At 52.3% G+C, this 23664-nt stretch carries 22 protein-coding genes and 1 riboswitch; of the genes, 12 read left to right on the forward strand and 10 right to left on the reverse strand.

Annotation, left to right across the window (positions count from 1 at the left end):
• The 3 genes from JJD41_RS16240 to JJD41_RS16250 all read right to left on the reverse strand — a co-directional run.
• Positions 1 to 147, reverse strand: a 147-nt coding sequence (locus tag JJD41_RS16240; RefSeq protein WP_200669237.1) for a helix-turn-helix domain-containing protein, incomplete at its 3' end; no start/stop codon positions are given.
• A gap of 173 nt (positions 148 to 320) precedes the next feature.
• Complete coding sequence (gene cobW / locus JJD41_RS16245) at positions 321 to 1385, reverse strand: cobalamin biosynthesis protein CobW (protein ID WP_200668355.1); 1065 nt, start codon at positions 1383 to 1385, stop codon at positions 321 to 323.
• Positions 1386 to 1412: 27 nt separating this feature from the next.
• Positions 1413 to 2075 carry a HupE/UreJ family protein gene (locus JJD41_RS16250; protein ID WP_200668357.1) on the reverse strand — a complete coding sequence of 221 codons (663 nt, stop codon included), beginning with the start codon at positions 2073 to 2075 and terminating at the stop codon, positions 1413 to 1415.
• 18 nt (positions 2076 to 2093) lie between these two features.
• Here JJD41_RS16250 and JJD41_RS16255 point away from each other — a divergent pair, with 18 nt between their 5' ends.
• The gene (locus JJD41_RS16255) at positions 2094 to 2249 is read left to right on the forward strand and encodes a hypothetical protein (protein ID WP_200668359.1); all 156 of its coding nucleotides are present in this window, start codon (positions 2094 to 2096) and stop codon (positions 2247 to 2249) included.
• A 211-nt stretch (positions 2250 to 2460) separates the two neighbouring features.
• Positions 2461 to 2603: riboswitch (cobalamin riboswitch) on the reverse strand.
• 445 nt (positions 2604 to 3048) lie between these two features.
• Here JJD41_RS16255 and JJD41_RS16260 read toward each other — a convergent pair.
• The 3 genes from JJD41_RS16260 to JJD41_RS16270 form a co-directional block, all read right to left on the reverse strand.
• The gene (locus JJD41_RS16260) at positions 3049 to 3303 is read right to left on the reverse strand and encodes a DUF7219 family protein (protein ID WP_168571029.1); all 255 of its coding nucleotides are present in this window, start codon (positions 3301 to 3303) and stop codon (positions 3049 to 3051) included.
• Between the two features lie 352 nt (positions 3304 to 3655).
• Positions 3656 to 3838, reverse strand: coding sequence for a hypothetical protein (locus tag JJD41_RS16265; protein WP_200668361.1), 183 nt, complete (start codon positions 3836 to 3838; stop codon positions 3656 to 3658).
• 11 nt (positions 3839 to 3849) lie between these two features.
• Entirely contained in the window at positions 3850 to 4830 is a 981-nt protein-coding gene (locus JJD41_RS16270) for a metal ABC transporter substrate-binding protein (protein ID WP_200668363.1), read from the reverse strand.
• Between the two features lie 115 nt (positions 4831 to 4945).
• On the opposite strand from JJD41_RS16270, the gene JJD41_RS16275 reads away from it, so the two are divergent.
• The 4 genes from JJD41_RS16275 (at position 4946) to JJD41_RS16290 (ending at position 9911) form a co-directional block, all read left to right on the forward strand.
• Positions 4946 to 5752 carry a metal ABC transporter ATP-binding protein gene (locus tag JJD41_RS16275; protein ID WP_200668365.1) on the forward strand — a complete coding sequence of 269 codons (807 nt, stop codon included), beginning with the start codon at positions 4946 to 4948 and terminating at the stop codon, positions 5750 to 5752.
• 74 nt (positions 5753 to 5826) lie between these two features.
• Positions 5827 to 6714: a metal ABC transporter permease gene (locus JJD41_RS16280; RefSeq protein WP_200668367.1), complete on the forward strand. Its 888-nt coding sequence runs from the start codon at positions 5827 to 5829 to the stop codon at positions 6712 to 6714.
• Positions 6715 to 6906: 192 nt separating this feature from the next.
• The gene (locus JJD41_RS16285; protein WP_200668369.1) at positions 6907 to 8853 is read left to right on the forward strand and encodes a heavy metal translocating P-type ATPase; all 1947 of its coding nucleotides are present in this window, start codon (positions 6907 to 6909) and stop codon (positions 8851 to 8853) included.
• A gap of 143 nt (positions 8854 to 8996) precedes the next feature.
• Positions 8997 to 9911 carry a vitamin K epoxide reductase family protein gene (locus tag JJD41_RS16290; protein WP_200668371.1) on the forward strand — a complete coding sequence of 305 codons (915 nt, stop codon included), beginning with the start codon at positions 8997 to 8999 and terminating at the stop codon, positions 9909 to 9911.
• 112 nt (positions 9912 to 10023) lie between these two features.
• Here the strand turns inward: JJD41_RS16290 and hpf are convergent, their stop codons facing one another.
• Entirely contained in the window at positions 10024 to 10668 is a 645-nt protein-coding gene (gene hpf, locus JJD41_RS16295) for a ribosome hibernation-promoting factor, HPF/YfiA family (RefSeq protein ID WP_200668383.1), read from the reverse strand.
• A 941-nt stretch (positions 10669 to 11609) separates the two neighbouring features.
• On the opposite strand from hpf, the gene lipB reads away from it, so the two are divergent.
• The 7 genes from lipB (at position 11610) to JJD41_RS16330 (ending at position 19521) form a co-directional block, all read left to right on the forward strand.
• Complete coding sequence (gene lipB / locus JJD41_RS16300) at positions 11610 to 12287, forward strand: lipoyl(octanoyl) transferase LipB (RefSeq protein WP_200668385.1); 678 nt, start codon at positions 11610 to 11612, stop codon at positions 12285 to 12287.
• A 404-nt stretch (positions 12288 to 12691) separates the two neighbouring features.
• On the forward strand, positions 12692 to 13057 hold the full coding sequence (locus JJD41_RS16305; RefSeq protein ID WP_200668387.1) for a hypothetical protein: 366 nt from the start codon (positions 12692 to 12694) through the stop codon (positions 13055 to 13057).
• 195 nt (positions 13058 to 13252) lie between these two features.
• Complete coding sequence (locus tag JJD41_RS16310) at positions 13253 to 14434, forward strand: FtsX-like permease family protein (RefSeq protein WP_200668389.1); 1182 nt, start codon at positions 13253 to 13255, stop codon at positions 14432 to 14434.
• A 207-nt stretch (positions 14435 to 14641) separates the two neighbouring features.
• Positions 14642 to 15589, forward strand: a complete 948-nt coding sequence (locus JJD41_RS16315; protein WP_200668395.1) for an RNA-guided endonuclease InsQ/TnpB family protein — start codon at positions 14642 to 14644, stop codon at positions 15587 to 15589.
• A gap of 199 nt (positions 15590 to 15788) precedes the next feature.
• Positions 15789 to 16559 carry an ABC transporter ATP-binding protein gene (locus tag JJD41_RS16320; RefSeq protein ID WP_200668396.1) on the forward strand — a complete coding sequence of 257 codons (771 nt, stop codon included), beginning with the start codon at positions 15789 to 15791 and terminating at the stop codon, positions 16557 to 16559.
• 167 nt (positions 16560 to 16726) lie between these two features.
• Positions 16727 to 18316 (forward strand): B12-binding domain-containing radical SAM protein, encoded by a 1590-nt coding sequence (locus JJD41_RS16325; RefSeq protein ID WP_200668397.1) that lies wholly within the window; start codon positions 16727 to 16729, stop codon positions 18314 to 18316.
• Positions 18317 to 18756: 440 nt separating this feature from the next.
• A complete protein-coding gene (locus tag JJD41_RS16330) occupies positions 18757 to 19521 on the forward strand; it encodes a COP23 domain-containing protein (protein ID WP_200668399.1) in 765 nt (254 codons plus the stop codon).
• Positions 19522 to 19609: 88 nt separating this feature from the next.
• Here the strand turns inward: JJD41_RS16330 and JJD41_RS16335 are convergent, their stop codons facing one another.
• From JJD41_RS16335 to JJD41_RS16345, 3 genes are all read right to left on the reverse strand, one after another.
• The gene (locus JJD41_RS16335) at positions 19610 to 21169 is read right to left on the reverse strand and encodes an LCP family protein (RefSeq protein ID WP_200669238.1); all 1560 of its coding nucleotides are present in this window, start codon (positions 21167 to 21169) and stop codon (positions 19610 to 19612) included.
• Positions 21170 to 21452: 283 nt separating this feature from the next.
• Positions 21453 to 21959, reverse strand: a complete 507-nt coding sequence (locus JJD41_RS16340) for a hypothetical protein (protein WP_370583863.1) — start codon at positions 21957 to 21959, stop codon at positions 21453 to 21455.
• An 8-nt stretch (positions 21960 to 21967) separates the two neighbouring features.
• Complete coding sequence (locus JJD41_RS16345; protein WP_200668401.1) at positions 21968 to 23593, reverse strand: S8 family serine peptidase; 1626 nt, start codon at positions 23591 to 23593, stop codon at positions 21968 to 21970.
• Between the last annotated feature and the right edge of the window lie 71 nt (positions 23594 to 23664).

Raw genomic sequence — 23664 nt, forward strand, 5'->3', positions numbered from 1 at the left:
TATCGAACACTTACGAGAAGCAATCCAGTCTTTGAGTTCGCGCAACGCGTAGTTATATACGCCTGGGCACGTCTCAAGCCACGACCGCAGTTCAGTCTGCTGTACGACATTTGGATAGATTCGGTAAGTGTAGTTCATGGTCAGCATGACTATAATTTACTACAGACTATAGCTGCTGATAAATGCTGGTCTCATCCCCATCGTAGGGCTTAGTCCTTCCCGTAGGGTGGGGAATCGACTGTTCGAGAGGAGTCCATGGATCCCGACGCTGATGCTTCGCATACAGCGCGGGACTTATCGCTCCCCGAACCCCTCAAAAGTTAAACCGATGTCGAGATCGGTTGAGGCGATCGCACCGCCGCTTCAATAACGGCGCGGTCTAACTCGCGACCGATAAACACCAACCGGGTCTGCCGCTTTTGACTCGGCCCCCAGGGGCGATCGTAAAAATAGTCAAACCGCTTGCCGACCCCTTGCAACACCAGGCGCATCGGCTTATTGGGTACCGAAATAAACCCTTTAATCCGGTAAATTTCGCGATCGGCGACTAACGCTTGCAACCGCTCGACTAAAAGGCGCGGCTCGAAACTTTCATTTAACACCACATGAACCGCCCCGATCTCGTCGTCGTGGTCGTGATCTTCCTCGCTGTCGTGATGACTCGGACGACTTTCTAAATTCTCTTCCACCGCCGCATTGAATCCTAACAGCAACTGCGGATCGATCTGACCGTTTTCACACGGCAGAATTTTGACGCCGGGACTGACTTGCTCGCGCAACCAATTTTCGACCCGGGTGCGGGTTGCGTCGTCTAACACGTCTCCCTTACTCAACAGGACCAAATCCGCACAGGCGAGCTGATCCTCAAATAACTCTTCGATCGGGGTTTCGTGATCCAAATTCGGATCCGCTTGGCGCGCTTGCTCCAAAGCATCGAGATCGCCGACGAGGGTACCGTTGGCGATCGCCTCGCAATCGACCACGGTCACCACGCCGTCTACCGTAGCTCCCGTGCGAATTTCCGGCCAGCGAAAGGCTTGCACTAAGGGCTTCGGCAACGCCAAACCGGAGGTTTCGATCAAAATAAAATCGAGGTCGTCCCGGCGTTTGAGCAATTCCTGCATGGTCGGCAGAAATTCTTCTTGTACGGTGCAACACAGACAACCGTTATTCAGTTCGACGATATTACCCGCTCGTTCGGCGGTTTCGTCGTCGTCGCAAACTTGACAGGCTTTGAGAAACTCCCCGTCAATTCCGACTTCGCCAAATTCATTGACGAGAACGGCGATGCGACGACCTCGGTTATTTTGCAGTAAGTGGCGGATGAGGGTAGTTTTGCCAGCACCGAGAAATCCGGTGACGACGGTAACGGGAATTTTATGCATGGAGGAACCTGAGAAAACAACGAAGGATTAGCCGAGGATGGAGGTGGCGAGGAAGGTTGCACCGATGCCGCAAATCGTGAATCCGGCGAAGCGCAACGACAGCGAGGGCTGTTCGCCGACCTGTTGCAGCAGCATTTTGCCGATCGCGAAGGCTCCCCAGGAGATCCCGAGTTGAACCAGGGTAAATCCGGCGAGGTAAGCGACGATCGGATTCATTTCAGCGCCGACGATCGCCTCGCCGTAGGCGTAACCGTGGAAAATTCCGGCGATCGCCGCCAAACCGACGACCCAGGCGAGGTTCGGCATTGCTTTTCTCGCCAGCAGGACGCCAAAACCCAAGACCGATGCGGAAATTACTAGTTCGACCGCAGGTAAATCGACGGCGAACAGGTGAATGACGGTGCCTCCCATTGCGGCGATGACGAAGGCGGTGGGAATGACCAGTCCGCGCCCGTGTAACGCCGACAGCAGGCCGATCGCCACCACGAAGGTCAGGTGATCCAACCCGATAACTGGGTGGCCGAGTCCGGAGAGAAAACCCTCGAAAAAGGTGGAGGGGGTCGTCCCGCCGAAGGGATGATGGGCGCTGGCGGGGGGGGCGCTCAACAGGACGGCGATCGCCCCGAAAACGGCGGCAGATGCGCCCCATTTGAGGGCGTGCAAGCCATGGGAAAACAAGTCTTTGGACATTTTTACCTTTTTTCGATCTTGAACAAGAATGGAGTGCAAATTGCGATCGCGACGCGGTTGGAGCCGTCGCGGCGGCGATCGCCTACCGAGGCGAATCTCCCAGAGGCTCCGAGGATCGGTGCGATCGGACGTCGTACTCGAACGGGGGATATGAACTTGCGAAATAGCGGCTAAGAAAGGGCTAAGCGGGAAAGACGGCTACGGGCCGCCTCGGGTCTCGCTGGCGGTCCGACAGGGACTCCCACAAGGGCGATTTCGGCATCCCTGGGAATGCGATTCGCGCCGTAGCGTGGCGATCGCGGGGGATGCAAACGGATGTGACTGGGTTGGAAAAATCGAGCAAGTGGTAAATTCCCCTTCATCTGTACCTCGCAGATGCGATTGGTGGTCGGTCGAAGCGTCGGCGGGCATTCTGACTTAGAGGCGGCGATCGCCCCATCACAGTTGCGGGACAGCGTCGGACTCGCACCGAACTTTCCCCCTTACGTTTGACGGCTGATTCCCGCCAAAACCGACTGGATTTTAGTATCTTACCCTACCTGTTGACCGGGGGAAACTACCACGAAGGGCGCGATCGCCTTGGAAATCCTGCTGCAGCGTTGTGGCGGCGTTCGCGTATAGCCTGCGGCATTGCTGTAGCTTTGTTTTTGTGGGGCGCTCCGGGATACTTTCGACCGCTCCGTGCGATCCTAAGTTCGGCAGTTCGGCGATTTCTGAGCGATCGTCACTGTCTATTTCTGCCCAGACGACCGCTTGAGTGAAGGGGAATGGCGGTCGCTAATATAAAAAATCAAATCACGAGCACAATTGGCAAGTTGCGCCGATCGCGCGAGGGATCGACTTGCGGATTTTTCCAATTCGTCATGATGGCGATCGCCCTGTGTCTCGCCGTCACACCGCCATCGATCTCGACGGTCGCGATTTCCTTTGGAAACAGACAAAGCGGCGATCGCCCGTCAACTGGCGATCTCTTCTAGGATTCCCCCGATCCGGAAATCGAAATTTCTCCAATTTTCAGTTGTTTTTTAGACCGTTTGAGTTGTTTCCACAGCGCTCTAATTTCCTGGTAAGCTTGTTCGGGAGAAAGCTTTCCCCCGGTTTCCAAACAGCTAATAAAGGTCACGCGCTGGGCGAATTCTTGTAAATTAGCGTTAAATAAGAGGTTTTCTGGGGTGACTTGCCCGTAATAGCGACTGCGCGGATGTAAAAATTTATCTTTATCATTCATTGATATTCACCCTTGTTGATGTTATATTTTTTGCTTACCAAAAATTTATCTCAAAATCCGGAATTTTTAAAAGGTTCTTGGCTCGAAAAAATCAGGGGGCGATCGCCCCACTTAAACTGACAGAAATCATTATTTAAAAGCATAACTGCGATTTTCTGCGACGGCCACATCCTTCAGAAAACAATTGCGTTGCTCTATTTACAGTTTAAACAAAAATTTCCAATCTCTGAAAGTGGTATTGATAATTTGTCATGAGATATACAAATCTCAATCGCGAGCTGAATCGGATTTGTAGTGCGATCGCCCGCCTCGCCCTCCTATTCCATCCGGCGATCGCGTTAGATAGCATTTTTTATATTAAAATCCTTTGAAAAGAGTCTATATTTAAGCTGGCGAGGGTGAGACCGATCGCCGAACGCGGCAGGTTCCAGACTTGACGCGATCGCCCTTGAAATTCCGGCGTTGTGTCCGTCAGCGATCGCGATTTTCCTCCCCCGAGCAGCATCGTCGGGAACCCTCCCGATCTCACACCCATCGTTTTTTCATTTAGGGGCGATCGCCCGTCTCCATCGGAAAAGGTGTATACTCTCCCCCTAACGCTTCTACAATCGCCCGGGTATTCGAGACCATCATCTTGACGTAAGAATCCCCCTCACTTCCCGGGGCGCCGAGGGAGTCCGAATACAACTCTCGTGGCGACAATTGCACCCCAGCTTCCTCGGCGACCGTTTGGATCAACTTAGGATTAATCGTAGTTTCTGCAAAAATTGCCGGAACCTTCGCCGCTTTAATCTGTTCGACCAATTGGGTCACCGTTTGGGCGCTGGGTTGTTCTTCCGTACTCATCCCGATTAACGTCCCGGTTACCTGCAAGCCATACGCCCGAGTAAAATATTGAAACGCATCGTGAGTGGTCACCAAACGGCGATTTTCCGGCGGAATCGTCGCGATTTGCGCCTCGATCCAGCCGTGCAACTCGGCTAAGGTGCCGACGAAGGCGGCAGTATTTTCGCGAAACAGCGCTTCATCTTCGGGAGACAGTTCGATCAATACATCTCGAATCGCTTCGACCATGACGATCGCATTGCTGACGTTTCCCCAAACGTGAGGGTCCGGGACTTGTTGACCGTCATAATCCATGTCCAACGGTTCGATAACTTCTCCTACGGCGAGTTTGCGCGCCTTGACCCCCGCCGCATTCATCAATTTAATCAACCCCGGTTCTAAGTTGTACCCGTTGTAGAGAATCAAATCTGCTTCCTCGAAGGCGATCGAATCTTGGGGGACGGGTTCGTAAATATGCGGGTCGGCGCCGGGTTCGAGAATTCCGGTGTGGTCGATTTCATCCCCGCCGACGATCTCGGTCCAGTCGGCGATCGCGGTACTGGTCGAGACGACTCGGGGTTTCTCGTTCCCCGTTTCCGGCGGACTCGGCGTACAGCTAACCAGGGACAATCCTATCAATACAGTCCCTATCCATCCACACCACCGGGTCGGAGAGTTCTGGGAGGCGATCGCGTCAGTCATCGGCTTGTGTTGGGGTGAATTGCATTTTCATTTTCATTTCATATTTGTCTCATATTTCGTTCACTTTTGCAGTATCCTGAAATAAGAACGCCACTCACCCCCCACAGATCCACCGATGAATTACCCGACACCTCCCTCCGGTTCCCTTGCGAATATCCAAGTCTGGAGAGAACAAAAACAGACTCCCGGCGCCCCGATCGGCATCACCCATCTCGGGGTCAGCTATCGCAAAGTCGAAGCCCTCACCGATATCAACTGCGCGATCGCCCCCGGAAGACTGACCGGGATTATCGGACCGAATGGGGCGGGTAAAAGTACCTTAATTAAAGCGATGTTGGGATTGACCCCGATCGCCAGTGGTCAGATTCTCTACAACGGTCAACCCCTCAGCGAACAGCGTCGCCAGGTGGCTTACGTTCCCCAGCGATCGCAAATTGACTGGACCTTTCCCGCGACGGTGTGGGACGTGGTGATGATGGGACGGGTTGAAAAAACGGGCTGGTTTAAGCGCTTTAGTGCCATCAGTCGCCGTTTGGCCCGCGAAGCTTTAGAACGGGTGGGAATGAGTCACCTGCGCGATCGCCGCATCGGCGACCTGTCCGGCGGTCAACAACAGCGCGTCTTTCTAGCGCGATCGCTGGCCCAACAAGCCCAAATTTACTGCTTTGACGAACCGTTTGTCGGAATCGACCAAAAAACAGAAAATATCATTTTCGAGATTTTCCACGAACTCGCCGACGAAGGCAAAACCGTGTTAGTCGTCAATCACGACCTCGGCGCCTCAATTACTAATTTTGACGATTTGATCTTGCTCAATCGCGAGTTAATTGCATCCGGTTCCCGTCAGCAAGTGCTCAACGAACATAACCTCGATCGCGCCTACGGCGGTAAAGTCGTCTTCTTTAGCGGGGAAGCGGCTTAATCTCAATGTCGATCGCATTTTCGATAATTCGCCAACCGCCATCATTTCCCACTCCCCATTCCCCCATTTTCCTCATGCTCGATTGGCTTGTCGAACCGCTTCAATACAGTTTCATGCAACGGTCTCTCGCGATCGCCATTCTCATCGGTCTGATTTGTGCCGTTGTCGGTAGTTATCTGATGGTTCAACGGTTAGCTTTACTCGCCGATGCTATCAGTCATTCCGTTTTACCTGGATTGGCGATCGCCTTCGTCATCGGCGTCAATCTATTTGTCGGGGCGTTCGTCGCTGGTATTCTCAGTACGGTCATTATCGCCTGGATTCAGAGGCGATCGCCGATCAAGGAAGATGCAGCCATGGGAATTGTTTTATCCGCCTTCTTCGCCCTCGGTATTACTTTAATTACAATTATCCAAAAAGATAACAAAATCGACCTCAATCACTTTTTATTCGGTAATATTCTCGGCGTCACCGGGGCAGAAGTGTGGGAAACTGCCGCGATCGCTACGGTCATTCTTGCCGTGGTCATTTTATTTTATAAAGAATTGCTCTTTTACAGTTTTGACAGTCTCGGGGCCGAAGCCGTGGGGTTGCCCGTTAATTTACTCAACTTCGGCTTGATGGTTTTGATTGCACTTACCGTAGTCGCCAGTATGAAAGCTGTCGGCGTGGTGTTGGTGTTGTCGTTAATCGTCACTCCCGCCGCTACGGCTTATTTATTAGTTCCCCGGTTACATCAAATGATGGTTCTCGGCGCGATCGCGGGTATTCTTTCCAGTATTAGCGGCATGTATCTGAGCTACTATCAAAATATTCCCTCGGGTCCGGCGATCGTCTTAGTTGCTTCTGGCTTATTTACTCTCGCATTTCTGTTCAGTCCGAGTTACGGTCTGTTTACTCAACCGCAGGTCGATCGCGGATCTTCCCCCCTCTGGCAGGAAATTAAACGCCTGTTTCAATAAGTTTTTAGCAATTTTAGAAGTTATTTAAAATTTTCTTGCAATTTGTTTTGAATTTGACGCGGCGATCGCGTCCTTCTTACCTAATTCTCCCACTTAGGGTTCCTCGGGTCTCCCGGGCGGTTTACGAGACCGCCCTTTTTTTGCTAAAATATATGAAATACTGTTCAAATATTGATATATTAGTTTTGTTTCATGAGCGAACTACATTCTTCCGCTACAGGCTGTTGCAGTTGTTCTCAAGAAGCCAATTCTAAAAATGAGCATAATTCTACCGAAGATTCCACCGCGATCGCCCAAAAAATAATCCCGATCGCCATCGCGATCGCCCTCTTTATTTCGGGATTGATTTTTCAAGAAACCTTGCATTCAACCCCTTACGCGATCGGCGAATATGCCGTATTTATCCCCGCTTATCTGATTAGCGGTTGGGGAGTGTTAACGAATGCGGGGAAAAATATTACCCGAGGGCGAATTTTTGATGAAAACTTTTTAATGACCGTCGCGACTTTGGGGGCGATCGCCATCCATCATTTACCCGAAGCCGTCGGGGTCATGCTGTTTTATCAAATTGGCGAATTCTTCCAAGAAAAAGCAGTTACACGATCGCGGCGATCGATTCAAAGTTTATTAGAAATACGCCCAGAAATTGCTCATTTACAAAGGAACGGACAACTCGAAACCGTCGATCCGGAAACCGTAGAAGTTGGCGATCTGATTGTGGTTAAACCCGGGGAAAAGATTCCCTTAGATGGAGAGGCGATCGAGGGGATTTCGCAAGTGGATACCTCCCCACTCACCGGGGAATCGGTTCCGCGTACCATCCAAGCAGGTAAAACAGTTTTAGCGGGGACTATCAATCAAACGGGGGTGCTTTCAATTCGCGTCACGAAACGATTTGAAGAGTCTTCCATCGCCCGTATTTTAGAATTAGTTGAAAATGCGAGGACGAAAAAGGCAAAAACTGAAAAGTTTATTACTAGATTTGCTAGGATTTACACGCCGATCGTCGTTTTAGCCTCTCTTTTAGTTGCCTTATTGCCGCCCTTGTTATTTCCGAGTACGACGGTAGAAGAATGGGTCTATCGGGCGTTGGTGGTCTTGGTCATTTCCTGTCCTTGCGGTTTGGTGGTCAGTATTCCCCTCGGTTATTTTGGGGGCGTCGGTGGTGCGGCGAAACGAGGAATTTTGGTAAAAGGTTCGATGTTTTTAGATGCGTTAACGGAAATTAAAACCGTTATTTTTGATAAAACGGGAACTTTGACGCAAGGAACGTTTGAGGTGAGAGAAGTTCACCCGAACGGAGAGTGGAATCGAGAGGGATTATTAAAATTAGCAGCCCATTTAGAATCCTATTCCAACCATCCGATCGCCGTTGCCATTCGCGAGGCATATTCGGGTGCGATCGCCCGGGAAACGATTGCGGACTATCGAGAAATTGCTGGATTTGGAGTCAAAGCGACGATCGACGGACGCGACGCGATCGCCGGAAACGAACGGTTTTTAATTCGTGAAGGAATTGACGACAGTGTAGAAGAAATTGAGGAGACGGCGGTGCATTTTGCCGTTGACGGGGTTTATGCGGGATATATTACGATCGCCGACGAATTGAAAAGTGACGCGATCGCGGCGATCGAATTGCTCAAACAACAGCAAATCGAACGGGCGATCGTCTTGACGGGGGATCGAGAAAATGTAGCGGCTAAAGTTGCCCTGGCTTTACAGGTCGATGAATATTACGCCGAGTTACTTCCCGAAGATAAAGTAACCATTTTAGAGAAAATTTTGGCGCGATCGCCCGACGGCGAAAAAGTGGCGTTTGTCGGGGATGGAATTAACGATTCTCCGGCGATCGCCCGGGCCGATTTGGGCATTGCAATGGGGGCGTTAGGTTCGGAAGCGGCGATCGAAACTGCCGATATTGTGATTATGACCGATGCCCCCTCTAAAGTGGCCGAAGCGATCGCCGTCGGTAAGAAAACGCAACAGATCGTCTGGCAAAATATTGGGTTTGCGTTAGGGATTAAAGGCGTATTTATTGCCTTGGGGGCTTTCGGTTTCGCCAGTATGTGGGCGGCAGTTTTTGCCGATGTCGGCGTCGCCTTACTCGCAATTTTAAATGCAACTCGGGTGTTGCGATAGACGTCGGTCTATTCTGGAAATCCCACGAGAAAAACAGGGGTTGACCCGGACGGTCAACGCCCCTTCTCGTGAATCATGTACGATTGCTATAGAGAATTTTTTCTCGGTTTGCCTTTTTGCGCTAATGAGAGTCAAAAACCCTTATGATACGCCGACGTTCTACTCCCTGGATTCATCGGAAGTCTCGCTTCCTCATTGCTGCGATCGCGACGATGGGGGCAGTGGTGACGGCCTATTTAACTGTAATTAAATTAATGGGGGATTCTGCCACTTGTCCGACCAGTGGTTGTGATGACGTTCTCAACAGTCCCTACGCCACCGTTTTTGGTCTTCCCCTGACCTTATTCGGACTACTAGCTTACGTGGGAATGACGGGTTTTGCCGTCGGACCGTTCGCCATCAATCCCGCAGAGAATAAAGAATTGCGATCGCGCTTGGAAGACTGGACTTGGTGGCTGATTTTAGTCGGCGGTACGTCAATGGCTATTTTTAGCGGCTATTTGATGTATCTTCTTGCCTATAAAATTCAAGCGCTTTGCATTTATTGTTTGGCTTCGGCTTTATTTTCGTTGACTTTGTTCGTCCTCGCCTGGATGGGTAAAGATTGGGAAGATATCGGCCAAGCAATATTTACCAGTCTGGCCGTGGGAATGGTGACCATTGTCGGCACCTTGGGGATGTATGCGAGTATTAATTCTCCCAATGCCAATAGCAGCAGTCCCTTTAATATTGTCAACAGTTCCGGTCCGGCTGAAATCGCTTTAGCCGAGCATTTGAGCGAAATTGATGCCAAAATGTACGGCGGTTTCTTATGTCCCCATTGCCACGAACAAAAAGAACTGTTTGGGAAAGAAGCGACGGAGAAACTCGAATATATTGAATGCGATTATCGCGCGCCCGATCCTCAAGTTGAATTGTGCCAGCAAGTCGGAATTACTGGTTATCCGACGTGGGAAATTAAGGATAAATTATATCCGGGTCGGCGATCGCTAGAAGAACTGGCGAAGCTGTCGGATTACTCGGGGCCGCGCAACTTTCAAAATACGATCGGCCAATAAGTCCGCCACGAGGGAGGCGATCGCCAAAAAACCACCGTCACCCCCCGATAGAGGATGACGGTGGTTTGAGATGGCTAAAAATGATTAAAAAGGAGAGGGGTAGCCTGGGGATTTAAGCGTTGGCAGCTTGAGATTTAGTCCCACTTTCGCGACTGGCACCATTGCCATTATTCCCGTTGGTCTTGCGCGGTTGCAGCACCCCATAACCGCCGTGGTTGCGTTCGTAAATCACGTTGATTTCTCCCGTTTCGCTGTTGCAAAACATGTAGAAATCGTGATCGACTAACTGGAGTTGTTCCAAGGCTTCTTCAATGGTCATCGGCGGCATGGCGAAGTATTTCGTCCGCACGACTTCGGCAGGCAGTTCGGGAGTGCGATCGCCGATTAGATCCTCCACCACAGGCGGTTCGTTGAGAACCTCGGCTTCGATCTCTTTCGGTTTGCCGTGATTTTTCTTCTGATTGCGTTTTTCTTTATATTTGCGAAGCTGACGCGCGATTTTGTCGGCGACCAGATCGATACTGGCATACAGATTTTCGCTGCTCTCCTCGGCGCGGATGATCGTCCCATTGGCGTAAATGGTGACTTCAGCCGTCTGCTTCGGGTTGATTCGGGGATTGCGCGCCACCGACAGATGCACGTCTACTTCCATCGTTAAATTCTGAAAGTGATTGACGGCTTTCTCGATCTTTTGATTGACGTAATCGCGGATCGCGTCAGTGATTTCAATATTTTTGCCTTGGATAACAAGCTTCATATGAACTCTTCCCGCTAACAATATCCATCAGTCAGAAAGACAAAAGGCAAACACTCAAGCGTCAGACTGAAAACGGTAGTTTTTCTGACGGTTTGCGTGTTGCGTACTTTCTTGAAGGTGGGGAAACCGGGGCGGGTATTGCCGCTTTCCTGAAATAATGGCTATTTGCCCGTTTTGAAGGGATAGTTTGGTCAAGAACGGTGCCTAAACTTGCAGGAAGTGTTTTCCAATTCTAATCGAGGATGGCTTCCTGATGCTATGGATTCACCCGCTCCCATTGACGGACTTACGCTGACTCTCTCTTTCCGCTCCTTGATTTCCCATTCGTCTGTTCCTTTATAGGGTGAGGGTTTCATGTCCCCGGTGTGTGGTGGGTGACATGCATTCCCCAAGCGATGCGGCGTTCCGATCCGACTACGGATTTCCTCGATTTCATGGTGGACTTCTTCAAGGAAATCTATCTTTTTTTTTTCGAGCGATAAGTTTACTTACTCACTCTTTCTTTTCAGTTTGAATCGTCCGCAAGTTGCTTGTGGAAAGAAGGTTTCAGAGAATTTGCCTCTGAATTTCAACCCTATAACGGCTTTTGTCGATTACTGGGTTTTATGGATTTATTCTAGCACGAACCCTAGTTTTGTTTAACCGGATTGGCAGAAAATCTTAATGCTGAGGTCTCCCTTCGGAACGGTCGGCTGACCCTTTTGCTTCTGCTTGGTGGTGGTTCTAACACCGTTAGCTTTCCCCTTCGTGTTTGTAGTCTTATTTACACCCTACCATGGGTATATTTTAAATAGTCGCGACCTGCTCGTTGTCTTCAAAATTTGTTGCATATCGAGGGGATCGACGGTGACGGGGCGATCGCGGTTCGCGGCGATCGCCGTTGGGACGCTAAAATAGCAAATCTATTTTGCCGCTACGGGGCGATCGCCCCGGTGTGATTGATGTCCCCTTTGCGTCCGGTCTGTCTCTACCAATTCGATCGCCTGGCTTACGCTCAAGCGTGGCAGTGGCAACAAGACCTCGTGCGCGCGCGCCGGGAAAACCCGGAGTTAAGCGACGTTTTGCTCTTACTCGAACATCCCCCCGTCTACACCCTCGGAAAAGGGGCGACCTCGGACTTTCTCAAGTTCGATCCGAACGCGAGCGAGATCGAGGTTTACCGGGTGGAACGCGGCGGCGAAGTGACCTACCACTGTCCCGGTCAACTGGTCGCCTATCCGATTTTAAACTTGCAGCACTATCGCCAAGATTTGCACTGGTACTTGCGCCAACTCGAAGAAGTGGTCATCCGAGTTTTGCGCGATTACGGGTTGCGCGGCGATCGCCTCGCGGGATTGACCGGGGTCTGGGTCGAAGGACGCAAAGTGGCGGCGGTCGGGATTAAAGTCAGTCGCTGGATTACCATGCACGGCTTTGCCTTGAATGTGTCCCCCGACCTCAAAGGGTTCGAGGCGATCGTCCCGTGTGGGATTGCCGATCGCCCTGTAGGCAGTTTGGCTCAATTCGTCGGGGACGTCTCGTGCGATCGCGTCCGCCAAAGGACGATCGCCGCCTTTGCCGATACCTTTGGAGTGCGAGTGATTGAGTTAGAATGGCCTCAAAAGCTCGCGAATGGTTAGTGTTTCCGGCGATCCTCCGCCATCGCGATCGCCAAATTGGGTAGGGAGTCGGTGCATCTTTTCTAGGGATTTTTAACGATCTTTCCCAAAACTGATCGAATCCGATCGATCGCCATCCCGGCGCGATCGTCTTCATTCTCCCTCCACCATTTTCAATTCGATTCGTTTTCTAGCTTCCTCTACCCCGCGACCCCCGCAAGCGGACGCGGGTCCGTTGTCAATTTTACGCGAATTTCAGATTCAAGCGCGAAGACGATCGCAGGTGTTGACCGTGGCGATTGCGATTCGCTCGTTTCTCGATCTCAACACCCGGTAGCCCTCCGTTGCACCCACTTCTCAACCGACGGGCGATCGGAGAACCCACGCTCTTGCCGTCATTCCTTGCAAAAGGGTGCGTACCGTTCATGAGTATATCTAGTCATCCCGGGGATCTGGCCCTCGCCGAACTCATTCGTTTTAGCTCGAAAGTTGCCGCCTCCAACCCGCCAAGACGGCTGCGACGGTTACTCAGTGCCAAATCTCGCCAACAAGTTTTAAAAAAAGATAAAGAAATTGCCGAACCCGTGGCGATCGTCCTCGAAGGTCCCCAGTTTATCTTTGCCGACCCCTTATCGCCACTGAAAGCCAGAGATAACACCGCCTTAGCTGCCTTATTCGATCGCGACGACTTAGCAGAAATCGAAACCGACGTCGATCTTTATTTGAGCTTCCTGTATCCAGAACCCTGTTGGGATGAAGAAACTTTTGAATTTTTGGCGGGATATATTTGAAAGCGATCGGGAGAAGGCAAGAGGCAAGAGGGAGAACAGGGGAAGGCAATACGAGGGCTTTTTGCTCCTGACTGGCTTGCCCAGCATCTACAACATCTATATGAAGCTACACTAGCTACACTTACTAACGGAACCGGATCCAACTCAAACCCTCCCACGACATTAACGACATTATTCTTTTCTGCCGCACTTATCATGCCTTCAATTGCTCGTAAAAACCTGTTTGAAGACCTGCCTCGCTTCCTCGTCGCTCAAGCGGGAATTATGTTTGCCGTCAGCCTGGTGACCATTCAGACGGGTATTTTTCAAGGCGTCATCCGTTCGACCGCTTTGATGGTCGAGCGGTCTAAAGCCGATATCTGGTTGGGTTCGGAAAATCTCGCCAACGTCGAAATGACCTTACAAATTCCCTTCGAGCGACTCGAAGAAGCGCAAACTGTAGAAGGGGTCAGCCGTGCGGAAGCGTTGATCGTCAACGGAACCTTGTGGCGCGATCGCAGTGGCAACTTAAACCACGTTCGCATTGTCGGCTTCGATCCGCAAGGGGAGTTATTCAGTCCCGGGGAGATCGTCAAAGGACGCATCGACGAATTAAACGACCCCTATGCAGTTTTCGTAGACGAAGCAAGCGCTACAGATTTAAACGTGGCTTGGGTGAATGATGTAGTAGAAGTGGGAGCCTTTCGCACCCGGGTTGTCGGTTTTATCGAAGGGCTGCAAAATTCGATCAACAGTCCCTTAGTGCTGACCTCGTTGGAAAATGCGAACGCTTACGTCACCTCGCGTCCGGGAGAAGGGGCGCCAGATTTATCCCCCGACGACCCGGAAGCCCTCGGCGAGGACGACAAAATTAGCTTTGTATTAATTGAAGCGGCAACGGGAGAAGATCTAGACGTGCTCAAGCAACGGTTGCAAGACGCCTTACCGAATACGATCGCCTACACCCGCGAAGAAATGACGGTAAAAACCCGCACCTATTGGGAAGAACGAACCGGAATCGGCTTTATTCTCGGCTTGGGGGCGGTCGTCGGCATCGTCGTGGGGATGGTGGTCGTCGGTCAGATTTTGTATTCTTCCGTTTCCGATCACCTCAAAGAGTTCGGGACGCTCAAAGCGATGGGGGCGTCAGATTGGACGATTTACAGCGTGATTATCGAACAGGCGCTGTGGATGGCTGTTTTGGGCTATTTGCCGGGAATGGCGCTCTGTTTTGGGGTGAGAGCTTGGGTGATGACCGCCCAGGGATTGACGATCGCCATTAATCCGATGACGGCGGTGGGGGTGTTCGGCTTGACCGTGGTCATGTGTGTCGGATCGGCGATTTTTGCCATTCAGAAAGTCAATCGGGTGGATCCGGCGATCGTCTTCAAAGCCTAAATCTCGGGGCGAACCCTTGCCATTTTAGAAATTAACTTTTGAGGGATTCGGGGAGCTATAAGTCCCGCGCTGTATGCGAAGCATCAGCGTCGGGATCCATGGACTCCCCGAGCTGGTCTCATCCCCACCCTACGGGAAGGGCCAAGCCCTACGATGGAGATGAGAACAGCATTTACCAGCAGCTATAGCCTGTAGTAAATTATAGTCATGCTGACCATGAACTACACTTACCGAATCGATCCAGACGCCACTCAGCAGGCTGAACTGTTGGAGTGGATAGAGACGTGCAGAGGCGTATATAACTACGCTTTGCGCGAACTCAAAGACTGGATTGCTTCTCGTAAGTGTCAGGTAGACCGATGTTCGAGGGTATTGTCGAGGGTGCGGGGTACGCAATGGTATGTCGTCATCACGATTGAGTCGAGCGTATCGGTTCCCGATACCCCGGTTCACAGTCGGGCAATTGGGATTGACCTGGGATTGGAGCGATTCTTGACCGCTTCCGATGGCTCTTTCCAAAAACGACCCCAGTTTTTCAAGTCGATGCAAGGCAAGCTGAAATTGCTGCAACGCAGAGCAGCACGAAAACAGAAGGGTTCTCAAAACTGGGAGAAAGCACAAATCGAAGTGGCTAGAATGCACCATCGAATTGGGAACCGTCGTCAAGACTTCCATCTGAAGACGGCTCATCAGCTTTGTGACCAGGCACAAACCATCTTTGCAGAAGACCTCAACGTCAAAGGCTTGACGCGAGGGATGTTGCGAAAAGATTGTGTAGATGCTGCCTTCGGAAAATTCCTGTCTCTGACGGAATGGGTGTGCTGGAAGCGGGGAGTCTACTTTGCTAAAGTCAACCCCAACGGTACCAGTCAAACCTGTCCATCCTGCCTTGCTACAGTGAGCAAAGGGTTGGAAGTCAGAGAGCATCATTGTCCTGAGTGTGGGTATCGGACTCATCGCGATACGCCTTCGGCGTCGCTACGCGAACGTGCCGCAGCAGAGATGGTTTTGCATCGTGGACAAGAAAACGTAGTATCCCAGGGACTCTGGGGAACGGAAACCGCCTGTCAAGTCGGTCTGTCGGGGGTCGATGACCTAGATCAGTGGCGCGGGGCAGGAATACCCAATCGCGAGGTTGGGAAGCCCGCGCTGTAATCTTTGATTCAGCGTCGGGAGGATGTCACTCAGCATAATTACTCAGCCCTATTGGGCGATGACGATCTGGAAAATATGGGTCACAATGGCGATCGAGGGCTAGATTAGGCCATTTTCCAGGGATGTTCGGTTAGAAAACGCTTTGCTTCGCTCTCACCGTCAATTGCCCATCGCTTATCGAAGTAATTTATCGAAACGAATGACTGCTTCCATAGAATATCAAGAGTCAATCCGCGACAACTTTACCGACGTGGCCGATCGCGCCGTCCCCAGGGCCACGACCGATCGCGGGGCGATCGAAGCAAGACGGATTAAAATGAGATTTCCCTCGGGAACGGGCTTTTTTGAAGCGCTCCAAGGCATCAACCTGACCGTCAATCCCGGAGATATCCAACTGTTGATGGGGCCTTCCGGGTCCGGGAAAACCACCTTACTCTCAATTTTGGCAGGAATGCTGACGCCGACTTCGGGAACGGTTCAGTTATTGGGCGAAGAAATTACCTGGATGTCGCGATCGCAACTCTCCCGTTTCCGCCAGCAACATATCGGCTTTATCTTCCAAGGCTTTAACTTATTCCCGGCTCTGACCGCCGCCGAAAACATCGAAGTCGCCCTCAACCTCAAAGGAATTAAAGGACGACAAGCCCACCAAGAAGCGGTCCACCTCCTCGGGGAAGTCGGCTTGCACGACAAAGCCCAGCAGTTACCCCGTAACCTGTCCGGAGGTCAAAAACAGCGCGTGGCGATCGCCCGGGCCCTGGCGGGACATCCCAAACTCATTATGGCCGACGAACCCACCGCCGCCCTCGACTCCCATAGCGGACACGCCGTGATCGAACTGTTACGCAAACTCGCCAAAGAAGGCGGTTCCACCGTCTTGATGGTCACCCACGACCCCCGAATCTTAGACGTGGCCGATCGCGTTTTATATCTCGAAGACGGAATGCTCAAACCGGAAAAAAGTTTTTAGAAACCGCGCCGTCGCGATCGCCTTTTTCTGGCATCATTCTCCACAGATGTGTCCGAACACATCTGTATTTTTTTATTTTTTCATTAGAATATCCGCAAGCGTGAATGTAATTCACGCTTGAATTGACGTGTATATTGGGAGAACTTCCCAGCATTTAGGTAAAACGAATGCGAGTATTGCTTTTATACCCCCTTTTTCCTAAAAGTTTCTGGTCTTTTGAGAAAACCTTAGCCTTAGTCAATCGCAAAGCCTTACTGCCTCCCCTGGGATTGATTACCGTAGCGGCCATTTTGCCTCAAGAATGGGACTTTAGACTGGTAGACCGCAACGTGCGCGATGCGACCGAGGAAGATTGGGAATGGGCCGATCTGGTCGTCGTTTCGGCCATGATCGTCCAGAAAGAAGATTTTTGCGACCAAATTCGGGAAGCCAAACGACGGGGTAAACCCGTCGCCGTCGGCGGTCCGTACCCGACCTCGGTTCCCGAAGAAGCGAAGGAAACCGGGGCCGATTACCTGATTCTAGATGAAGGGGAAATTACCCTGCCGATGTTCGTCGAAGCCCTCGAACGCGGCGACACCCACGGGGTCTTTCGCGCCCACGAAAAGCCCGACGTGACCCAAACTCCGATTCCCCGGTTCGATCTGCTCGACCGCGACGCCTACGATACCTTACCGATTCAATTTTCGCGCGGTTGCCCCTTCCAGTGCGAATTTTGCGACATTATCATCCTCTACGGTCGCAAACCCCGCACCAAAACCCCGGAACAACTGCTCGCCGAACTCGATCGCCTCTTAGAACTCGGCTTCCAGCAAAGTATTTTCCTGGTGGACGATAATTTTATCGGCAACAAACGCAATGTCAAACTGTTGTTAAGAGCCCTGAAAGAATGGCAGAAAGAACGGGGTTATCCGTTTAAATTTACTACGGAAGCTTCCGTCGATTTGGCCGAAGATCCGGAACTGATGGAATTGATGGCCGACTGCAATTTTTATGCGGTCTTTTTAGGCATTGAAACCCCCGACGAAGCCAGTTTGACCGTGACGAAAAAGTTTCAAAATACCCGCGATCCTCTGTCGGCGGCGGTAGAAAAAATTACTCGTTCCGGATTGCGGGTGATGGCAGGATTTATTATCGGCTTCGACGGCGAAAAACCGGGGGCGGGCGATCGCATCGTGCGCTTCGTCGAAGAAACGGCGATTCCGATGCCGATGTTGAGTATGCTGCAAGCGCTGCCAAATACGGGCCTGTCCCAACGGTTGAAGAAAGAAGGGCGGATGCGCAGTAAAACCCTCGTCAATGGCAATCAAACCACGTTGATGAATTTCGTTCCCACCCGACCTGTGGAAGACATCGCCCGCGAGTATATCGAGGCGTTTTGGGAATTGTACGACCCGAAGAAGTTTCTCGATCGCGTCTACCGACATTTCTTGATTTTGGGCGCCCCCAAAAATCCCGTGCGGCGGCGTAAGGTCGATTGGATTGCGATTCGGGCGCTGTTGATTTTGGCGTGGCGTCAGGGAGTCGTTCGCGAGACGCGCTGGAAGTTCTGGATTAATTTGTTGAATATTTTGCGCTACAATCCCGGGGTTTGGGACCATTATTTGACGATTTGCGCCTATTTCGAGCATTTCTACGAATATCGGCAGTTGGTGCGCGATCGCATTCAAGCGCAATTGAATGAATTTTTAGCTAATGAAGCGGCGATCGAAGCCTTAGAACGGGAAGCGGAAAACAACGAATCGGCAGTGGCTTAATAGTTCTGAGAATTCAGATCTTGCAATCAAGCCAAGAACGAACTGAGGCGATCGCTCCTTTCCGGGGGCGATCGCTTTTTTGAGCTTTTTTTGAGCTTTTTTTTGGCTTTTTTCGCTTTTTCGATCGATGGCGATCGCCCAATTGAAGTTTTCCCGATCTAAGGATTAAAATAGATCGCGCGGGTTGAGAATCTTTTTGCCACAACTTTCGTCTTGTTTCTATAGAGTCCCCTCGGGTGCAACGCGAGATTCGGGATTTGGGTAAAATATCCCGATTTCAGTTGTCCCGGGCGAGTTTGGGGGCGATCGCCATCTCCCAAAGTACGCTCGGACGGGGAAATTTTTGCAAAAACTCAAGCAACAGTAGCCAGAAATTGCTCGGGTGTGTGGAGCGATCGTCTCAGGAGTTGGAGATCGTAAACAATAGGGAGACTTATTCTATGTCGCGACTTAATTTGAAAAATCCTTTGCGTTTGGGAATGGCGGCGAGTTTGGCGCTCGTCTTCAGTTCGAGTGCTGCGGTGATGGCCCTCGACCCGCCGCGTCCGTCTAATGTTAGAGTTCCCCCCGATTCGGAGAATGCGCCGACGGAAACCGGGGATGCGGACGCAGAAGGCAATCCGACGGCGACTCAACCCCGTTTCACCTGCGAGGTCGTCGAGGGAGAATATACGGTGATGTACCATCCCCAAAGTCAACCGGGTGGTTCCTACGAATGGGCCCAACCGAGTGCTATGGGGGGCGGTTGGACGCCGGAAATGCGCTGTCAGGAAATCGCGCGCCGTCTGGAAGCCTATCGCCCGGACGGTTTGGAACGACTGCAAACGGCGGTCGAGAATAATTACAATACGATTTGCGTGACCACGGCGAACAACCCGGATTGTCGGATCGTGCTGACGGTTCCGCCGGGACAAGACCCGGAATTGACCCGCGATCGCATCTTCGAGAATCTCACGGTGGCCGATAGCGGTCAACAAACCGATGCAGTGAACGCGATTGTCGGCGACGACGGTCGCATCCTGCGCGAAGTCGAAGGGGTTTTAGGGGTTCCTTTACCCGGTAGCGGCGGCGGTTCGGCGGTACGCGCCAATGGAATCGATTTGCGACCGTTCCTCGATCGCGCCGATGGCGGGACGGGCGATCGTCTCGACAGCCTCAATCGTGGAAGTTCCGACGCTCAATTGAATCCGGACAATTTCCGCTAAACCCTGGGCGATCGAGCTAAAACAAAAGCTGAGGAAAAAATCCTCAGCTTTTGTTTTATTTTGAAACATCTTCATGGCGAATCGCCGTTTAATACTGCGATTGCGCCCCGTCATTTTCGCCGTAATCCGATCCGTAACTCGACGGATAGGCATTGTCCCAACTGTAGTCCGGTAGGGGCGCACTCGATTCGGCGGGGATCTCCTGAAAACGGAAATCCTCGACCTGCGACGACTCGGACGGTAAAGCGCGATCGAAGCTGAAGTCTTCTTCTGGGATCGCCTCCTCGTTCGTGGCGGCGGTGTTTTTGCGGCGCGTGTACCAATCGCGTCCCAACTGAATCGTAATATCCGATCGCAAACTTCCGGTACTTTCGACAAAGACTTCACCGAATCCGAGGGCTTCTTGAATCGAACGGGCGCTGTCGAGATCGCCGTTTTGTGCCACGATCCGGGTCGTTGCGAGGGGTTCGTGCCAGGGGTTGGAAGCGTACACATTCCAATAACCGCGATCGCCGAGAATCCCGCGCAATCGTTCGACTGCTTCCCAGTCCTCGATACTATCTTGGATCGCCACTTTCACGTAAGCCGGATCCACGGACCGATACCCCCGGGCGTGCAGATCGAAATCGAAATGATCGGCGACCATCGCATCGAGTCGCTCGTAATTCGGCATCCAGTAGCTGGCTTTATATTCTTCCGGATCGCTGAAATCCCCGGGAACCATCAACATCTGCACCGCCGAACGGTCTACCTTGGCTGCAAATCCACCTAAAGCGGCAATTTCTTCGAGGGTCAAGTTGGTATCGATGTGGTCTTGAATCACCGAGAGAATTTTAGGCAGACGACCGATGGTATTGAGATTGAGGGTTTGATCCATCAACGCCCGCATCATGATTTGCTGGCGTTGGATGCGACCGATATCGCCTAAATTGTCGTAACGGAAGCGCAAGAACTGTAGCGCTTGGGCGCCGTTGAGGTGTTGTTCCCCTTGTTTGAGGTCGATGTAGAGGTGTTGGCTGTCGTCTTGATATTTCATATCGATGGGGACGTAGACATTGACCCCACCGAGGGCATCGACTAACTTTTCGACCCCTTGAACGTTGACGCGGATGTAGCGATCGATGCGAACGCCGCCGAGGAGTTCGCTGACGGCTTTAGCGCTCAACGCCGGACCGCCATAACGGTTGGCATCGTTGATTTTACGAACGCCATACCCTTCGACCGTGGTGCGGGTATCGCGGGGAATGGAGAGGATCGCCAGTTTGTTCGTTTCCGGATTGAAGCGGACCAAGAGCATCACGTCGGAAAGCCCTTCGAGGGAATTGACTGGGGCGTGATAACCCAATTGGCGATCGGTTTCGGCTTCTTCGTCGAGATCGGAACTGAGAACGCTGGTTCCCAGGACGAGGATATTGACCGGGCGGGTCAACTCGGGAAGGCGAAGATTGGTTTTAGCGAGTTCGCTTTGGGAAAAGATCGCCGCATCTTCGGCGCTGAGCTGACTTTGCATTAAGGGCGTACTCGACAGGGACACGGCGAGCAATGCCCCTGCCGTTGCGGAGAGCATCGCCACGCCACTCAAGCCAAAACACAGCCACAACCACCCCCCGCGATTCCCTTTTGGAGGTTCTTTGGGAACCGATGGCATTTTCTTGGAAGTCAGGGATTTTTGGTTCGATAGATTCTGCGTTGGCACGGGCTTCCTCACACACACAAATGGAGTTGTTCAGTTGGTCGATCGCACGGGCCAGTCGGTCGGCCATCGAGATCGGGGCAGGGGTTGAGTTGAAGGCGCGATCGACTCCGGACACTCGTCGGTTTAGATGGCACTGCGCGCAACCCGCGAGGCCAGACCCGGGGAGGTTGGTTGGAGGGAAGCGCGCCTTCTTCGTAGCGCTGGACGTTGAGAAGGGGATGGGGGGATGAACGGTTCAGACGGGAGGTTTGCCGATCGCGCCGTCGGCAATCCGACCGATTCCCGGCAGGTCGATTCGCCGCCGCCTCCACAGGCGAACCATCAGCCAAATATTTACCACAAAGTACCCCGAACTCAACAAACTACTGGTTAATAACAAGGGTAAATGCAGGGATTCCGCATGATTGGCTCCGGTTTCTAGTAAAATGTACCCCCCCAGCCACAGAAGAGCAAGGGTTACGGCCAAACGGCTGATGCGCCGTTGTTCGGCAGTGCCTCCCCGCCGATACAAGGTCCACAAGGCCGGAATCGTCCCGAAAACGGGAATGAGATAGAAAAAGGTGGATGCGGGGGGGCGATCGAGATCGCCCGTGTCGATTTCTTCTTCGGCGATCGCGGCGGGTTCGGGCGCCTTGCTATCCGAGGGTTGCTCGAATTCGCGCAGTAATTCGAGGGCTTTCTGGCGCTGGCGGGCGGTGGCGCGATCGCGCGGCGGTTGGGGAGGGCGGGGAGGGTTGACCATCGGTTGAATTAGGGAGTGGGAACGGTCCACCAGGCGAGGGCGTAAGCTTGCTCGTCGGTGTTGACACGATCGCGGAAGTGGACGCGAATTTTATAACGTCCGCTTTCGGGAACGGGGAAGAAAATATGTTCGGTGCTGTCAACGAGGCTGACCGACGCTTGAATGCTGTTGGCGGGATCGGTTTCGTCGGCGCGCATCAAGTAAAGGTCGAGTTGGTTCAAGCCGCGATCGCGGAAACTCTCGCCAATGTCGTAAAGTTCGTTGCCGTTGCGATCTTCAAGTTCCACCTGTCGGTTCCACACCAGACTCAGGGAAACGTAACTGTTGGCCGCGAGGGGCTGACTTAACACGTAATCGCGATAGGAATCCGCTTCGAGACGGCGGTAATCCCATCCGATCGCCGGAACGGGCGCCTCGGGACTCCACTGTCCGCCGCTAAACTGCTGGTAAGCGCGAAACGCATTGAGCTGTCCCGTTCCCATATTCCCATCTAAGGGAATCTCCCGATTGCGGTAGGCGTCGGAGTCGAGCCAGGTGCGATTGTCTTCGATGACGATCGTCCGGCTCATGTTTAAATGTTTGCCGTCTCCGGTATCGGCAATTTTTTCGGCGGAGTTGAGCAGTACCGCTTTCATCACTTCGTGACGGCGCGCGTCCAAACTCCACCCGGGCTGTTGTCCGCTCAGTTGGCGATCGCCGTACTCTTGCAGGAGGGCGACGGTAGCGGTCGCGTGGGGCGCCGCGAAACTGGTGCCACTGGTCCGCACCACTTCCCCTTCTAAGTTGAGTAATTCCAGATCGCTCCCGGGGGCGACCAAGCCGATCGCCCGGCGATCGTCGATATTCCCTTCCAACCCCCGCAGGCGATCGCGGATTCCGGTAAAGGAACTGCCGATATTGGCAAAGTCCACTTTAGAAAACACCCCATTGTCTTGACGGGTGGTAAACGCCACGTTCAAGCCGTTGTAATTATCCGTGGGAATGGGTATGCCGCCGCGTCCCTGATTTCCGGCGACGACGTGCAGCACATTCTGGACGTTCGCCAGCCAATCGACACACAAAGTGAGCAATGCATTGCCGTCTAAAACCGCGTTCGGTCGCGGATCTTGGCGCAACGATTCCCCAAAGCTATAATTAATGGCTCTCACATCAGACCCATTTTGCTGGGCGAGATGTTGGGCCGCGAGACATTCTTCGGGCTGACCGCTTCGCTGTAAAAAGCCGATCGCCGCCGCATATAACTTCGCCCCCGGAGCGACCCCCTGGAGCGCTTTATCCGAAGAAATCATCACGGCGGCGACATTTTCCGCGTGTTGTTGGGCTTGTTTTTCGTGGGGTTCGTTACTGGTGTGGGTCTTGGCGGGAGAGTCGCGAAAAAAAACCCGACTGACCGGGATTTCGCGATGGCGTTCTACGGATTTATCCAGTCCGAACTGTCGCGGACGACCGATATCGACCTGAGCGATCGCGATTTTGCGACCGATCAGATTATAAGGAGGCTCGTGGAGTCGTCGGGCGTCGATCCCGTTTTCGCCAACCGAACTTTGGAGGGCGATCGCCGGAAAACCCAACAACACCACCGTCGCACTACCGATCGTCCAACCCAGTTTATTAATCTGCTTTTGCTCGCTCAATTTTGGAATCGCTCCCCAACAACTTGACTTAGGGACTTTCTTGAGATTTTGTTAAACTTAATACTTAAGGA

It is taken from the genome of Oxynema mangrovii CENA135, assembly GCF_016632315.1.
Classification (GTDB): Bacteria; Cyanobacteriota; Cyanobacteriia; order Cyanobacteriales; family Laspinemataceae; genus Oxynema; species Oxynema aestuarii.